11 protein-coding genes are annotated in these 15,780 nt (G+C 59.5%); 6 read left to right on the forward strand and 5 right to left on the reverse strand.

Annotated features, from left to right (window positions below; genetic code table 11):
* Positions 1–18 precede the first annotated feature (18 nt).
* The 3 genes from RBB77_RS22995 (at position 19) to RBB77_RS23005 (ending at position 4,963) form a co-directional block, all read left to right on the forward strand.
* Complete coding sequence (locus tag RBB77_RS22995) at positions 19–831, forward strand: SDR family NAD(P)-dependent oxidoreductase (RefSeq protein WP_353064029.1); 813 nt, start codon at positions 19–21, stop codon at positions 829–831.
* 178 nt (positions 832–1,009) lie between these two features.
* Positions 1,010–3,589: a hypothetical protein gene (locus RBB77_RS23000; protein ID WP_353064030.1), complete on the forward strand. Its 2,580-nt coding sequence runs from the start codon at positions 1,010–1,012 to the stop codon at positions 3,587–3,589.
* 438 nt (positions 3,590–4,027) lie between these two features.
* Complete coding sequence (locus tag RBB77_RS23005; RefSeq protein ID WP_353064031.1) at positions 4,028–4,963, forward strand: YncE family protein; 936 nt, start codon at positions 4,028–4,030, stop codon at positions 4,961–4,963.
* Between the two features lie 130 nt (positions 4,964–5,093).
* On the opposite strand, the gene RBB77_RS23010 is transcribed toward RBB77_RS23005, so the two are convergent.
* On the reverse strand, positions 5,094–6,530 hold the full coding sequence (locus tag RBB77_RS23010) for an acetyl ornithine aminotransferase family protein (RefSeq protein WP_353064032.1): 1,437 nt from the start codon (positions 6,528–6,530) through the stop codon (positions 5,094–5,096).
* A 445-nt stretch (positions 6,531–6,975) separates the two neighbouring features.
* Between RBB77_RS23010 and RBB77_RS23015 the strand changes: the two genes are divergently transcribed.
* Positions 6,976–7,317: a PadR family transcriptional regulator gene (locus RBB77_RS23015; RefSeq protein ID WP_353064033.1), complete on the forward strand. Its 342-nt coding sequence runs from the start codon at positions 6,976–6,978 to the stop codon at positions 7,315–7,317.
* Entirely contained in the window at positions 7,314–9,977 is a 2,664-nt protein-coding gene (locus tag RBB77_RS23020; protein WP_353064034.1) for an ABC transporter permease, read from the forward strand. Before RBB77_RS23015 ends, RBB77_RS23020 begins: the two co-directional genes overlap by 4 nt.
* A gap of 18 nt (positions 9,978–9,995) precedes the next feature.
* On the opposite strand, the gene RBB77_RS23025 is transcribed toward RBB77_RS23020, so the two are convergent.
* Positions 9,996–10,706, reverse strand: a complete 711-nt coding sequence (locus tag RBB77_RS23025; RefSeq protein ID WP_353064035.1) for a hypothetical protein — start codon at positions 10,704–10,706, stop codon at positions 9,996–9,998.
* A gap of 74 nt (positions 10,707–10,780) precedes the next feature.
* Between RBB77_RS23025 and RBB77_RS23030 the strand changes: the two genes are divergently transcribed.
* Positions 10,781–11,737 (forward strand): EamA family transporter, encoded by a 957-nt coding sequence (locus RBB77_RS23030; protein WP_353064036.1) that lies wholly within the window; start codon positions 10,781–10,783, stop codon positions 11,735–11,737.
* A gap of 92 nt (positions 11,738–11,829) precedes the next feature.
* On the opposite strand, the gene RBB77_RS23035 is transcribed toward RBB77_RS23030, so the two are convergent.
* From RBB77_RS23035 to cysS, 3 genes are read right to left on the reverse strand one after another with little or no spacing between them, the layout of a single operon-like run.
* Positions 11,830–13,446: a formate--tetrahydrofolate ligase gene (locus RBB77_RS23035; protein ID WP_353064037.1), complete on the reverse strand. Its 1,617-nt coding sequence runs from the start codon at positions 13,444–13,446 to the stop codon at positions 11,830–11,832.
* 31 nt (positions 13,447–13,477) lie between these two features.
* Positions 13,478–14,227, reverse strand: coding sequence for a hypothetical protein (locus RBB77_RS23040; protein WP_353064038.1), 750 nt, complete (start codon positions 14,225–14,227; stop codon positions 13,478–13,480).
* Positions 14,228–14,246: 19 nt separating this feature from the next.
* The gene (gene cysS, locus RBB77_RS23045; protein WP_353064039.1) at positions 14,247–15,728 is read right to left on the reverse strand and encodes a cysteine--tRNA ligase; all 1,482 of its coding nucleotides are present in this window, start codon (positions 15,726–15,728) and stop codon (positions 14,247–14,249) included.
* Between the last annotated feature and the right edge of the window lie 52 nt (positions 15,729–15,780).

Here is a 15,780-nt window from a genome sequence, read left to right on the forward strand (position 1 = left end):
GCGGTACGGAGAAAATTTATGACTACTTCAGCTACTTCCCTCAAGGGCACGGCTCTTGTTACTGGCGCATCGACAGGAATCGGTGCAGTTTATGCGGATCGTCTGGCGCGGCGCGGCTATGACCTGATCCTGGTGGCTCGCAATGGCGACAAGCTGAAGGAGCTTGCGGCTTCGCTGAGTTCGGCAACTGGGCGTGCGGTCGATGTGCTGGCTGCGGACCTTACGAATAAGGCTGATCTTCGCAAGGTGGAGGAGCGGCTTCGGTCAGATAAGTCGATTACGACACTGGTGAATAATGCAGGGTTCGGCGGGACGACTTCGCTGGTGGACTCGAAGATCGATGAGCTCGAGAACATGATCGATCTGAACGTGACGGCGCTGACGCGGCTGAGCTATGCTGCGCTGCCGGGATTTCTTGCGAGAGGTAAGGGCGCGATCATCAACATCTCATCGATCGTCGCGGTGGCTCCAGAGCTGCTGAATGGGGTGTATAGCGGGACGAAGGCGTATGTGCTGAATCTTACGCAGTCGCTGCATAAAGAGGTTGGCGATAAGGGGATTCAGGTGCAGGCGGTGCTGCCGGGTGCGACGGCTTCGGAGTTCTGGGACCGCGCGGGGATTGGTGGGCATCAGAATCTTCCGGAGCAGATTGTGATGAGTTCGGAGGAGATGGTGGATGCTTCCCTGGCTGGGTTCGATAGCGGCGAGGTGGTTACGATTCCGGCGTTGCCGGATGTGGGGGATTGGGAGAAGTTCAATGCGGCTCGCGTAGCGCTTGGGCCGAACCTGTCGCACAAGCATGCAGCGAAGCGATATGGCGTGGTGGCGTAAGTAGCAGATTGTGCGTTCCTCCGCTGCTAAAGACGCGGCGGGGGAATGCTGGTCTGAAATGATTGGAATTACTTGATGCAATCCATGGCGGAGCTGCGGTCGTTTAACGTAAGTTGAATGTGAAAGGCACATGCGGGCGTGTGGCATGTGCCTTTCTCGGACGACCGGAGTCGCTACCATGGGTATTTCTTCGAAGGCTTTGGCGTGGTGCTGGACTTCCCTGCTTTGCCTGGCGTTGGTGTCGTGTGGCAGCGGATCCCATGTTGCGACGGGCGATGGGGCTGGCATAACTCCTGCCGCGGAATTTTCTTTGTCCGCGATGCCTTCGAGCCTGACGCTGATGGCGAGTGGCGCGGGACAACAGCTGAGCGTGAGTGCAGCTGGGTCGAATAGTTTTACGGGGACGGTGTTGGTTGCGATTACCGGACCTGCGGGTGTGACGGCACAGCCGGCGACGCTGACCCTGACTCCGGGGGCGGCTCAGAGTGTGACTTTGAGCGCCGGTGCGAACGCGGTTGCAGGCAGCGGCACTGTGACGCTCACGGGGACATCGGGAACACTGAGCCACTCGATTGCGGTGTCTGAGACTGTTGTGGCGGCAGCAGGGGATTTTTCCCTGACCGCTGCGCCGAGTGCGCTCACAGTGGTGGCGGGCGGTGCGGGACAGACACTTAGCGTGAACGCTGTTTCGACTAACTCGTTTGCGGGGGCGGTGTCGGTTGCAATTACGGGGCTGCCTGCGGGTGTGACGGCACAACCGGCGACGCTGACGCTGACTCCCGGGACGCCGCAGAGCGTGAGTCTGAGTGCCAATGCGAACGCGGTTGCCGGTAGCAGCATGTTGACGCTTACCGGGAGGTCGGGAGCGCTGAGCCACTCCGCTACGATTGCTTTGACGGTCTCTGTGTCGCAGCCGGACTACGCGCTGACGCTTTCGCCGGCTTCGCTGAATGTTGTTGCGGGTACGACCAGTGCGCCGGTGAGTGTCACGGTAAGTGGGGTCAACTCGTTCAGCGGCGCGGTGTCGGTTGCGATTACGGGATTGCCGAATGGCGTTGCCGCGAATCCGTTGACGCTGACGCTGACTCCAGGGGTGGCGCAGAGTACCACGCTGACGGTGCCGCTGCTGACCGCTGCGGGCTCGTCCACGGTGAGCTTCACGGGGACTGCCGGAAGTCTGGTTCATTCCTCATTACTCGCGTTGACAGTGCAGGCTGCGCCGATGATCAATGCGCCCGACGTGACGACTTACCACTTCGATGTTGCGCGAGATGGGCTAAATGCGAAAGAGACGATTCTGACTCCTGCGAATGTGAACTCGACACAGTTCGGGAAGATTGGGTTCTTTGCGGTGGACTCGAAGGTGGATGGCGAACCGCTCTATCTTGCGAATGTGCCGATCGGAAATCAGTATCACAACGTTTTGTACGTTGTGACTGAACATGACAGCGTCTATGCGTTCGATGCGGATAGCGGTGCGCAGATCTGGAAGACGTCGATCATCGGAAGCGGAGAGACGACGAGCGGCGATCACGGGTGCAACCAGATTTCGCCGGAGATCGGGATTACTTCGACGCCGGTGATTGACCCTGGGCTGGGGCCGAACGGCACTTTGTTTACCGTGGGGATGACCGAAGACTCAAGCGGGAACTATCACCAGCGGTTGCATGCTCTCGATGTAGTGACGGGAGCAGAGGTAAGCGGAAGTCCGACGGAGGTTGTGGCGAGTTATCCGGGGGCCGGGGATAACAGCAAGAATGGGAGCGTCGTGTTCGACCCGGCGCAGTATGCCGAACGGGCCGCGCTGTTGTTGTTAAATGGAACGATTTATACGGGATGGACTTCGCACTGCGACTACAGACCTTATACGGGTTGGATCATTGGGTATAGCGAGACGAGTCTGCAGCAGACGCAGGTGTTGAATGTGACACCAAATGGAAACGAAGGGTCGATCTGGATGACTGGCGATGGATTGGGGGCGGACAGCAGCGGGAATATCTATTTTCTCGATGCGAATGGCACCTTCGATACGACGTTCGACGCGCACGGCTTCCCGGCAAACGGCGACTATGGCAATGGAATGATTAAGTTGTCGACGAGCGGCAAACTGGCTGTGGCGGACTACTTTCAAACGTACGACACGAATGCAGAATCCGCCGCAGATGCGGATTTGGGATCGGGCGGCGAGCTGATTCTTCCAGATCAGGCGGACTCGAATGGTGTTGTGCATCGTCTGATTGTCGGCGCGGGCAAAGATGGGAATATCTATCTCGCTGATAGGGACAATATGGGTAAATACAACCCGGCCAGCAACCCACAGGACAACAATATCTATCAGGAGGTGAGAGGGCAGTTGGGTGGCCAGGTGTATTCCACTCCCGCTTACTTCAATGGGACGCTCTATTATGGCGCGGTGTCGGATTCGCTGAAGGCATTTCCGCTGACGAATGCGACACTGACGACGTATTCGAGTCAGTCGTCGACGACGTTTCCTTATCCTGGAACGACTCCGGGGATCTCGGCGAACGGGACACAAAACGGGATTGTCTGGGCGTTGGAATCAAGCACGGGCAGTGCTGGGGTATTGCATGCGTTCGACGCGACGAATCTGGCGCGCGAGCTCTACAACAGTGGGCAGGCCGCGAATGGACGCGACAGCTTCGGCACAGGAAATAAGTTCATCACGCCGATGATTGTGAATGGCAAAGTGTATGTCGGAACGCAAACCGGCGTGGCGGTTTTTGGATTGTTGCCTTAGCAAACTGAGGGAATCTGGTTCGGCTGAACGCCGGAAGATCGCTGCAATACGAGCCCCTTGAAGCGGTTCGTTAGGCTGGCCTCCAGAGTGACGTAATTCGCTCGCTGCTCTGCTCCGGCGTTGGATCGGCTTGGTCGATAAAAGGCACCAAAGAACTGCGTTCGACCATTGACATCGCTTCTCGGCAGCGCGCATCGTTTCGCTTACAAGGAAAGGATGGGTGCTATGCGACCAAGGAATAATTTCTCCTCCTGCCCCGTCTGGCCCACCGCAGGACGCCAGACTCAGGCCCCGAATGTGTGTAGGTTAACGGCTTTCTTGGGCTTGTTTCTTGTTACCACAACCGCCAGCATTGCCCAGTACCAAGACCCCAATACAGCCAGCGCCTTCTTGCCGGGTCCGGCACGGAGCGTCTCAACGGTTCCATCGAACGGAGACGTGAACCCTTATGGAGTTGCCTTCATCTCCCGTGACTTCCAGAACGGATCTGGCCCTCTGAAGAGTGGCGACATTCTTGTATCAAACTTCAACAACACGAAGAACCTGCAGGGAACCGGCACCACCATCGTTCGCATCTCCAAGAGAGGGACACAGTCTGTTTTCTTCGAGGGCACGGTGCCACTCGGCCTCTCGACGGCGCTTGGTACTCTTCAGGCTGGCTTGGTGGTCGTGGGCAACTTTCCCAGTACCGACGGCACCCTCGGCACGGCCACGGCCGGCTCGCTGCTGGTGATTAACAACAAGGGGAAGCTGATTCAGACCATCACGAGTCCCGAGATCCAGGGCCCCTGGGACATGGCGCTGGTCGATCACGGAGGTAAGGCCATCGCATTCGTCTCAAACGGGCTGACCGGAACCGTTAGCCGCCTCGATTTCACGGTGAACAGAACTGGGCTGACGCTCGAGCACTCGACGACGATCGCCTCTGGTTACGTTCATCGTGGAGACCCGGTGACGTTTGTCGTGTCGCCGACGGGGCTTGTCTACGACGAGCGTGGCGACGTTCTCTATGTAGCTTCAACCGGAGACAACGAAGTCTTTGCCGTCAGCAGGGCCAGCGACCGGGCATCGAGTGGAGGGACGGGCCGCCTTGTTTACCAGGACAACGTTCACCTGCATGGCCCACTCGCCATGGCGGAGGCGCCGAATGGGCACCTGCTGGTCTCTAACAACGACGGTATCAATAGTGATCCCAATCAACCGAGCGAGATCGTTGAATTCACGAAGGAGGGAACCTTCGTGAAGCAACTCTCGGTCGATCCGGCTCAGGGAGGAGCCTTCGGACTTGCGGTGCAGAACTCCGACGACGTTTCCACCTTCGCCGCGGTCGACGACAACACCGCGACCCTGATCGTCTGGATCCTTAACCAATAGAGCCGTTCAATTTCAAATGGCTCTTTGCCTGTAGAGCGTAGCGACAACGCTTCAGAGCATAGAACAGAGCGGGCCTCAACTGGGAGAGTTGAGGCCCGCGTTTGCTGCGGAACGCTTTATTTGCGGCGAACTATTTTGAGGCGAGGGTGATGCACTCTTCGAGGATGTCGAGTGCGATGTTGGCTTCGTGCTCGTTGACGATGAGCGGCGGACAGAGGCGGATGCTGGTTTCGCCGCAGCCGAGGATGAGGAGGCCGCGCTCGAAGGCGAGATCGACGACCTTGTCGCGCATCGGGCCTACAGGTGTTCGGGATTGTTTGTCTTTGACGAGCTCGATGCCGATCATGAGGCCGCGACCGCGAACGTCGCCGATGGTGGGATGTTTGGCTACCCAGGGACGGAGGCGGGAGAGAATTTTGTCGCCGATGGTGGAGGCGTTTTGGAGGCCTTCGCGCTCGAGGATGTCCATGGTGGCAAGGGCGGCGGCGATGCAGATGGGGTTGCCTCCGAAGGTGCTGGCGTGGGAGCCGGGGACCCAGTCCATGATCTCGGCCTTCGCCATGCAGATGCCGAGGGGCATGCCGGATGCGATGCCCTTGGCGATGCAGACGATGTCGGGGTGGACTCCGGAGTGCTCGATGGCCCACCACTTCCCTGTTCGTGCGGCGCCGGACTGGACCTCGTCGGCGATGAGGAGGATGCCGTGGCGGTCGCAGATACGGCGGATCTCCTGGAGGAAGTTGGTGGGGGCTACGACGTAGCCGCCTTCGCCCTGGATGGGCTCGAGGATGATGGCTGCGACCTCTTCGGGCGGGAGGATGGTCTTGAAGAGGCGGTCTTCGATGTAGCGGGCGCATTCGAGAGCGAACGCTTCTTGTTCTTCCGGGGTGCCGTCGGGACAGCCGCGGTAGGCGTAGGGATAACGGATGTGGTGGACGCCGGGGACGAAGGGGGCGAAGCGGCGCTTCTGCTGGGGCTTGGAGCCGGTGAGCGATAGCGCGCCCATGGTGCGGCCGTGGAAGGCTCCGAAAAAGCTGATGATGTTCTGACGGCCAGTGTGGTAGCGGGCGAGTTTCATGGCGCACTCGACGGCCTCGGCACCAGAGTTGCCGTAGTAGAACTTGTGCGGGCCGGGCATGGGCGCGATGGCAGAGAGGCGCTCGGCGAAGATGGTCATGTTTTCGTAGTAGAAGTCGGTGCCGGACATGTGGATGAGTTCGGCGGCCTGGTCTTGAATGGCCTTGACGACTTCGGGATGACAGTGGCCGGTGGAGTTTACGGCGATGCCAGCGGCGAAGTCGAGGAACTCGTTTTCGTCGACGTCGGTGACGCGGATGCCGCGGCCGGATTTGGCCACCATCGGATAGCTGCGGGTGTAGCTGGGGGAGATGAGACGGTCGTCGTCGGCGACGATTTTGGTCGCTTTGGGGCCCGGGAGCGTGGTCTTGAGGCGGGGGCCGAACTCGGCGTAGTGCTTCGAGCGGATGGCTTCCCCGGCGGCGTGAGTGACGCCCTGGGCGGAGTTTTGTTTCAGGTCTTCGAGGGTCTTTTCAGTGAGGGTGGTCATGCGAATCTCTCCTTGGGGCAGCGGTGCGTTTGGTCTGACCGTTCGTGCTCGTACCGGTTCCGGATGAGGGAGGGCGGCGCTCTGTGGTTGCAGAGAGAACGGTTTTGCGCTGGTGGCGGGGTCTTCGCCGGCTGTTTGGTGTTGGAGCTTAGTCGCCGGCGAAGAGACTAGGTCGCGTGAGACTGGGCAGAACGCGGAGGTGCCGACGCGGCATCTGGTGTCGCATGGAGCGGCACTGGGAGCCAGCGTTGCGGCTTGTCCGGGCTGTGGATGACAGCGATTTCATTGGGATTCTGCCTTTGGCGGTGAGTATACGCTATTGAGATAACGGTAGAAAACCGGCGATTTCACGCGCCGATTGGCGAGTTGGAGAAAACTATTCTTGAAACTCTCCTTGACAGCTTAGGAAAGCGGGTCTAGTCTCCTAATCATCTTAGGGGGCAACTTGAAGGTTCAAGCACAACTCCTTCCCGGAACACTCGATCTTCTTATTCTGCGTGCGGTGTCTCTCGGGCCATTGCATGGGTACGGTGTGCTTTTGCGCATTGAGCAGATCTCCGGCGGCGCTTTGCTGATTGAACAGGGGGCGCTCTATCCGGGTTTGTTTCGGCTGCTGCGGCAGGGATTGCTGAAGGCAGACTGGGGCACGTCGGAGAACAACCGGCGCGCGAAGTTCTATGAGCTGACGGTCGCGGGGCAAAAGCGGCTGCAGGAAGAAACGGCCAGTTGGAATCGGCTCGCGACGGCTATTGCGAGCGCACTCGCTGTGCAACCGGAGGAATCATGAGACTCTTTGACTCTCTTCGCTCCTTTGTATCTTCTCTCTTCCATCGCAATGCGATTGACCGGGAAATGGACGAGGAGCTTCGTTCGCACATTGAACATCGCGCGGATGATCTTGAGCGTTCTGGGCTGTGGCGACGTGAAGCTGAGCGGCGTGCGCGCATTGAATTCGGGGGTTATCAGCGGTTCAAAGAGGAGTCGCGCGAAGCTCTTGGAGTGCATTTTGGCGAGAGCTTTCTTCAGGACCTGCGCTTCTGTTTGCGCGGGATGGCGAAGAAGCCGGGCTTTACTGTGGTCGCAGTGCTGACGCTGGCGTTGGCCATTGGCGCGAATTCGGTGGTCTTTGGTGTGTTGAATGCGTTCATTCTGCGGCCGCTGAATGTGCCACACGCCGAGAGTCTCTACGGACTGTGGCGCCTGTCCAGCAACGATATGGCGACGTCTTATCCGGACTATCTCGATCTGCGCGACCGCAACCACACGTTTGAGAGCCTGATTGCTTATAACGTTACCCAAGCGGGTCTAGACACAGGCAGCGATCCCTCCCGCGCATGGGTCGAGGAAGCCAGCGGGAACTACTTCGATGCGCTGGGCCTGCAACCGCATCTCGGGCGGCTCTTTCACAGTTCGGATGAGCATGGCCCGAACAGCGCACCTTATATCGTGCTGACGCATGCCTTCTGGCATACCCATTTTCAGGATGATCCCGGTGTGGTGGGGCGGGTTGTGAAGCTGAACAAACATCCCTTCACGATCATTGGGGTGGCGCCGCCTGAGTTCCACGGCACGCTGATGTTTTTCAATCCGGATTTTTTTGTGCCGATCGTGAATCACCAGTGGTTCGATGTGAATGACATGAACGCGCGTGGAGACCGATGGGTCTTCATGACGCTGGGACATCTGAAGGCGGGAGTTACCCGGGAACAGGCGATCGCGGATCTGAACTCGATTGGAGCTGATCTCGAAAAGAACTACCCGAAGGATGATGCCAAGATGAGTTTTAAGTTGGCGCGTCCTAATCTTTACGGTGACTATATCGGCCGGCCTGTACGAACTTTCATGACTGCCCTGATGTTGCTGGCGGGCTTGATTCTGTTGGCGGCGTGTGCCAACCTCGGCAGCCTGTTTGCTGCGCGCGCCGCGGACCGGTCGCGAGAGGTTGCTCTACGGCTCGCGCTCGGTTCCAGCCGCACACGTATTCTGCGCGGGCTCTTTACCGAAGCTTTAGTGATTTCGCTCATTGGCGGGGCGGTTGGACTAGGGGGCAGCGTGGTGCTGTTGCATGCACTCAGCGTGTGGCAGCCGATCTCTCGATGGCCTCTTCATATGTCTGTTAACCCGGATGCCAAGGTGTATGCGGTCGCTTTGCTGCTGGCTTTAGCAAGTGGACTTTTGTTCGGTGCGGTGCCAGTGAAGCAGATACTTCACACCAATCCGTACGAGGTCATGAAGGGCAGCGTGGCCGAGACAAAGCGCGGCAGGTTCGGGCTGAGGATGACTTTCCAGGATGTGCTGCTCGTGGTGCAGATTGCAATCTGCGCTGTTCTGGTAACCTCTTCCATCGTTGCAGTACGCGGATTGGCACATTCGCTGCACAACAACTTCGGCTTCGAGTTGCAGAACACGACGCTGGTGGAGACGGACCTGAATATGGCGGGCTACCTTGGTGACAAAGTGCAGCCGATGCAGAAGCGCATGATCGATGCGGTTGCGGCAATTCCGGGTGTCGAGACTGTGGGATTGGCCGATCAGATTCCGTTGGGGGATACACAACCCGACTCGAATGTCTTCACCGACAATACCTCGGACCTGAGAGAGTCGAACGCGGCCACGGACGCCATCATGTTCAAAGTCTCTCCTGAGTACTTCCAGGCAGCAGGGACGGCTCTGGTGTCTGGTAGGCCGTTTACGTGGCAGGAGGACAAGGACAAGCCACGCGTTGCGGTGGTAAATCGAGTGTTTGCGCAAAAGATCTTCGGTTCGGAAACGAAGGCCATGGGCGCATACTTCAAGATGCCGGATGGAACGCGCGTTCAGGTCGTAGGGATTGCGGAAGATGGAAAGTATGCGAGTCTCACCGAAGATCCGCGACCTGCGATGTTTCTTCCGATTCTGCAATGGCCTTCCAACTCGGCTTATCTCGTCGTGCGTTCGAGTCGCGATCCGGAGCAATTGGGACCCGCCATCAGGAATACGCTGCGGGATCTGGATTCAGGGCTGCCGGTTTATATCCAGACCCGCTTCAAGGCGCTGGACGCATATTTGTTTGGTCCGCGTATGGCGACGATCTCGCTGGGTGTGTTGGGCGTGATGGGTGCGATTCTTTCAGTTGTGGGGATCTTCGGCATGGCTTCCTACTCGGTGAGCAAGCGGCTGCGGGAGTTTGGGATTCGAATTGCGCTGGGAGCACAGCGGAGAGAGCTGTTGCACACGGCGTTGGGGCGCGCAGGCAAATTGCTGGCGATTGGTTCAGGGGCGGGATTGCTCTTGGGGTTGGCTGCGGGGAGAGTGTTGGCGTTTATTGTGTCGCAGGCTACGCCGTGGGATCCTATTGTGCTGGGCGGAGTTGTGCTGACGATGTTGCTGCTCGGCCTGCTGGCTGGCTGGATTCCGGCACGGCGCGCGCTGTCCACCGATCCACTGATACTTCTTCGCGAGGAGTGAGCGAACCGTTCACCGGTGTTAGCGGATGACGCTGCCGGGGACCATCGGCTGGGGAGTGTCGTTGTCGAACTGAAGGCTGAAGGCGAAGAGAAGATGATAAAGATCGCTGTGCAGCGTGGTGAAGTCGAAGCAGAGAACGTGACGCGTGGGGTCGGGTGGGTCGGACTTCTTCTTTGTTTTGACGGGAATGTTGCCGAGGAAGCAGGCCTTGGCGGCGTAGGTCGTCTGGGGGATTTTGCCCGCTGCCTGTGGCATGGGAACTGAAGCGAGAACGATGGCGGCAGGGTGGCCGTCGATAGTGTAACGGGTGGATTCCTGGGTGACGGTGGGCTCACCGTATTGCTTGAGCTGACGGATGATCTGCTCGCGGATGAAAGGGCCGAGCGTGGTGGCGCCCCGGAGGACGTTGGGGCAGGTGTTGTCGATGGTCGAGAGGACGAATGAGGCGGTGTCGACCGGGCTGATGGCGTTGGCGAAGAAAGTGGAGCGGGCACACTTCGGCGTCGCGGTGGTGGTGGAGCTGGTGGAGGCCGGAGCGGTGTTCTGAGCGACGCTTGCAGGGTCGGGCTCGAAGCGGCCTGGATAGAAGTAGGTGATGTTCAGATCCGGGTCGTGGAAGCTGCGCGGAAGATTGGGATTGGTCTGGGCGGAGGACTGGTCGGGAGTTTGAGAGAGCGCCGAGACACAGACGAGAAGAAGGACAAGTAAGGCCGCAGGACGAAGCACCATCTCCTTATCGTAGCACCGGGAGGGCGGTGAATGCAGGCGCGGAGACATTCGAAACGGCGCGGTACCATTGAGGAATGCCCGCACAGTCGGCGCCAAATCGAACACTGATTCTGCTGTCGTTTGCGTGCGTTTATCTCTTCTGGGGATCGACGTACCTGGCAATGCGGTACGGAGTGGAAGTGCTGCCACCGTTTGTGCTGGGAAGCGTGCGGTTTCTTATGGCAGGCGTGCTGATGCTGGCCGGGGCCGGATTGCTGCGAATGAAGGTATGGCCGAGGCGGCAGGAGCTGGTTCGGCTGGTGGTGATTGGAATCCTGATGCTTGGGTGCGGAAATACGTCGGTGATCTGGGCGGAGCAGTATTTGCCGACCGGGTTGGCGGCGCTGATCGTGGCGGTGATTCCGTTGTATGCGGCGTTGATAGAGACTTTTTTACCGAGAGGGGAAGGGCTGCGGGTGAAGGGTTGGGTGGGCGTCTGCATCGGCTTCGCCGGGCTTGTATTTCTGCTGTGGCCGGGACTGCGGGAGGGTCTTCGCGGTGACTCGCGGCAGATTATCGCTGCAGGGGTGATGCTGGGAGGGGCGCTGTGTTGGACGAGCGCTTCGATCATCTCGCGGCGGTCGACGTTTCGGCTGAAGGGGTTTGTGGCTGCAGGATGGGAGATGTTGTTCGGCGGTGTGTTTAACGTGCTGATGATGCTCGCGACGCAGGGATATCATGGGGCGCAGTGGGGGTTGCAGGCTTGGGCCTCCACGCTTTATCTAGTGGCGTTTGGGTCGATTCTGACGTACACCGCGTATGTCTACCTGCTGGATCATGTGGCGGTGTCGAAGGTTGCGACCTATGCGTATGTGAACCCGGTGATCGCAGTCATTCTTGGAGTGATTCTTTTGAAGGAGCGCTTCGTCGCTGTGGAGTACGTCGGCATGGCTGCGATTCTGGTGGCGGTATTTCTGGTGACGAGCTCGAAGATGAAGAGTGGTGCGGCGACGGTGGTGGATGAGGATGTTGCGGCGGGACTCGAGGCTTAGTTCTTTCTTCTTGTTACGACATGTCCTGCCGGGACGGGCCCACTACGCGTGGGGCGGTCACTTCGTGACTTGTGTACCTTTCCCTCTGTCGCCTACGACATGCCGGTGATTTCGCCTGATGCATCGACGTCGATGTCCATCGCGCGGGAGGCTTTGGGTAGTCCCGGCATGAGCATCATTGAGCCGGAGATGACGACGAGAAAACCTGCGCCTGCGGAAAGAACGACGTCGGTGATGTGGAGGGTCCAGCCAGTGGGGGCGCCCATCAGCTTGGGGTCGTCGGTGAGCGAGTACTGCGTCTTGGCGATGCAGACGGGAAGTTCGCCGTAGCCCCATTTGGTGAAGCGCGCGAGTTTTTCTTCCGCTTGAGCCGAGAGTTCGACGTTGGCGGCGCCGTAAACTTTTTGCGCGACGGCGGTAATCTTTTCGAGCGAAGATGCGCTTGAGGTGTAGGTGCTGGTGGGTGAGACGTTGGGATTGGCGGCGATGACGCTGACAACTTTTTCAGCGAGTGCGGCGGCGCCTGCTCCGCCTTTGGCGAAGGCTTCGGAGAGCGCGAAGGCTGCGCCCTGGGCTTCGCAGTATTTCTCGAGGAACTTCAACTCTTCGTCGGTGTCTTTGGGGAAGCGGTTGATGGCGACGATGGCAGGAAGGTTGAAGCCGCGCACGATGGCGATGTGTTTTTTCAGATTTTCGAAGCCCGCTTCGAGATCGCCTGCGCCCTGGTTGCGGACGGATTGGACCGTTGTGACAAGGACTGCTGCGGACGGCTTGATGCCGGACGATGGCATCACGATGTCGAGATATTTTTCGAAGCCGAGGTCGGAGGCGAAGCCGGTTTCGTTGACGACGTAGTCTGCGAGGCGGAGGCCCATCTGCTGGGAAAGGACGGAGCTGGTGCCGTGGGCGATGTTGGCGAAGGGGCCGCAGTGGACTAACGCGGGCGTGCCTTCGGTGGTCTGGACGAGATTCGGCAGGATGGCTTCGCTGAGGAGAGCCATCATGGGGCCGGTGGCCTTGAGGTCTTCCGCAAGTACGGGTTTGCCTGCACGGGTCTGGCCGATGACGATGCGGGCGAGACGCTTGCGAAGATCTTCGCGGCTGTCGGCGAGCGTCATGATGGCCATGATCTCGCTCGCGGCGGTTATGAGGAAGCCGGTGTGGCGATTGGCTCCGTCGCGTTTCCCCCCGGCCTGCACGATGATGTGGCGAAGGGCACGGTCGTTCATGTCGAGCGTGCGAGGCCAGGTGATGGCATGGGGGTCTAGATCGAGTGGATTGCCGTGGAAGAGATGTGAGTCGATGAGCGCTGCCAGGAGGTTGTGCGCGGAGGTGATGGCGTGGAAGTCGCCATGGAAGTGGAGGTTGATCTTTTCAGCTGGCTCAACCTGCGAACGACCGCCGCCGGCTGCGCCGCCCTTCATGCCGAAGACGGGGCCGAGAGAGGGCTCGCGAGAGGTGATGATGGCTTTCTTGCCGATTTTTTCGAGGCCCTGCACGAGACCGATGGAGGTGACGGTCTTGCCTTCGCCAGAGAGAGTGGGCGTGGTGGCGGTGACGAGGATGAGCTTGCCGCGTACGGGGAAGGCGGGGTCGTCGAGGAGATCGAGTGTGAGCTTGGCGCCGTAGCGTCCGAGGCGTTCCACGTACTTTTCGGGCAGGTTGAGTTTTTCGACGATGGCTTCGATCGGAAGAAGATCTTTGGTCATGGGCCTCAGCGGTGGTGAAGGTTAGAGGAAGCTATGGGGCCGCGGTGCCCATGGGGAGCGGGTAGAGCGGCGCAGCTTCGGCGCGACCGAAGCGGACTGTAGTTTTGGTGATGCGATTGAGCGTGTCAATGTTGTTCGAAGAAAAGTACCAGACCAGAAGATGACTGTTCCAGTTGGTGGAGATACCCATGGTGTAGAGCGGCTGCGGGGCAGTGGGAGTTGCGGGGTCTGCGGGTTGCGGGGATTGCGCCGGACCTTGCGCTGCGGCCATGTGAACCTTCTGCCAGCCGACGTTGTACCACGAAGGCTGCGCGATGGACTTCATGCCGGGCACCTTGATGACGATCTCGGCTAAGTCGGAAAGGAGCGTGGTGCTGCTGTTCTCGTGCTCGGCGTTGAGACAGTCGATATCGAGTTCGGCGAGCAGAATGGATGCTGTGATGGCAGGTGTGACGGTGACGTGGGTGCTGCCTTCTGCGGTGGGTTGAGTTTCCGCGGTTTGCGCTGGGCCTGATTGCGGGAGTTCGAGCAGGAGAGCGGGACGCAGGCAGTGAGTCTCGGCAGCGAGCTTGGGGTTGTCGACGTTGAAGAGGGTGAGGTGACCGTCGTGAAGGACTTTTTCTGGGTCCGCCTTGGCGAGGTCGGAGGGGTAGAAGAGGCGGAGTTTGAGGGCTTCGCTCTCCCACCCGGTGGTATCGGGAGCGGGCGTTTGCGCGGCTGCGGTGAGGGATAGGGCCGCAAGGACGAACGTTGCGACGAGAGTGCGGGGTGCGAAGGTCATCGATTCCACTCCGGCGCGCTTATTTTCTCTTCCAGCGGACGCCATCTTTTGAGTCTTCGATTAGGATGCCCTTTTGAAGCAGGTCGTTGCGGATGGCGTCGGCGCGGGCAAAGTTGCGGGTCTTTTTGGCTTGAGTGCGCTCGGCGACGAGGGCGTCGATGTCGGCGTCGGAGAAGGAGAGTGTGGCCACGAGTTCGGGCGCGGCTTCGTCGAGGCGGCCTTCGGCTTCGGCCCAGGCGAGCGCGGCGCGAGTGATGGCTGCGTCCTTGTCTTCGAGGACAGCGAAGACTCCGTCGAAGAGCTCGAGTACGCTGAGGATCTCCGTCACGTTTTCGCTGCGTAGCATTCCGGTGTCGGCTGCGGTGTTGGCGGCGCGAACGAGATCGAAGATGGCGGCGCGGGCTTCTGCTGTATTGAGGTCGTTTGCGAGTGCGATGGTGTACGCCATCCTCGCCTCACCTGTGAGCAGCGAGAGAGCCTGATCGCGTCCTTGCAGGAAGCCGCCCTTCAACATGCGCTGGTGGAAGGTGCGCAGGCGATCGATGGCGTTGGTCGATTCGATCAGACTGTCGAAGGTGAAGTTCATCTGGTGTCGGTAGGGCACGGAGATGAGCAGGAAGCGGATCGCGGAGGCGCGGTAGCCCTTGAGAAGCAGATCGCGGAGAGTGTAGAAGTTTCCCTCGGACTTCGACATCTTCTTGCCTTCGACAAGCAGGAAGCGGACGTGCATCCAGTGGCGGACGAAGGGTTTTCCGGAGGCCGATTCGGACTGGGCGATCTCGTTTTCGTGGTGCGGGAACATGAGGTCTTCGCCGCCGGCGTGGAGATCGATATCGTCGCCGAGGAACTTTGTCGCCATGGCAGAGCACTCGATGTGCCAGCCAGGGCGGCCGGTGCCCAGAGCGGTTTCCCAGGATTGCTCACCGGGTTTTACGGCCTTCCAGAGGGCGAAGTCGCGGGCGGCGTCTTTCTCGTATTCGTCGATGTCGACGCGGGCTCCGTCTTCAATGCCGTCAAAGTCTTTTTTGGAGAGTTTGCCGTACTCGGGGAAGCGAGCGATGCGGAAGTACCAGGAGCCGTCTTCGGCCTTGTAGGCGATGTCCTTGGCGGCAAGCTGCTCGATGAGCGAGACCATGTCGGGAATACAGGCGGTGGCGTGGGAGATGTACTCGGGGCGCTCGATGGCGAGGGCGTCGAGGTCCTCGAAGAAGGCACGCTCGAACTTTTCTGTGTACTGAGCGATGGGGACGCCGGCAGCGCCAGCGTTGCGGATGATCTTGTCGTCGACGTCGGTGATGTTCATGACGTGCTGGACGGGGATGCCCTGCTGGCGGATGACGCGGCGGAGCACGTCGACGTGGAGGAAGGTGCGGAAGTTGCCGATGTGGCCGTAGTCGTAGACGGTGGGGCCGCAGCAGTACATTCGCAGAGATTTCTGGTCGACGGGGGCGAGTGTTTCAATCTTTCCGCCGAGTGTGTTGAAGAGTTCGATGGTTGCCACGTGCTCACTGTTCCTGCCGCAGCCGGCGCGTGGCGCGGTGCAGACTGCTCTC

Source organism: Tunturibacter psychrotolerans, from assembly GCF_040359615.1.
Taxonomy (GTDB): Bacteria; Acidobacteriota; Terriglobia; order Terriglobales; family Acidobacteriaceae; genus Edaphobacter; species Edaphobacter psychrotolerans.

Bases quoted from the DNA above. Each gene is read 5' to 3' on its own strand.
- RBB77_RS22995 (WP_353064029.1), top strand. From the start codon at position 19: ATGACTACTTCAGCTACTTCCCTCAAGGGCACGGCTCTTGTTACTGGC.
- RBB77_RS23000 (WP_353064030.1), top strand. From the start codon at position 1,010: ATGGGTATTTCTTCGAAGGCTTTGGCGTGGTGCTGGACTTCCCTGCTT.
- RBB77_RS23010 (WP_353064032.1), bottom strand. From the start codon at position 6,530: ATGACCACCCTCACTGAAAAGACCCTCGAAGACCTGAAACAAAACTCC.
- RBB77_RS23020 (WP_353064034.1), top strand. From the start codon at position 7,314: ATGAGACTCTTTGACTCTCTTCGCTCCTTTGTATCTTCTCTCTTCCAT.
- RBB77_RS23025 (WP_353064035.1), bottom strand. From the start codon at position 10,706: ATGGTGCTTCGTCCTGCGGCCTTACTTGTCCTTCTTCTCGTCTGTGTC.
- RBB77_RS23030 (WP_353064036.1), top strand. From the start codon at position 10,781: ATGCCCGCACAGTCGGCGCCAAATCGAACACTGATTCTGCTGTCGTTT.
- RBB77_RS23035 (WP_353064037.1), bottom strand. From the start codon at position 13,446: ATGACCAAAGATCTTCTTCCGATCGAAGCCATCGTCGAAAAACTCAAC.
- RBB77_RS23040 (WP_353064038.1), bottom strand. From the start codon at position 14,227: ATGACCTTCGCACCCCGCACTCTCGTCGCAACGTTCGTCCTTGCGGCC.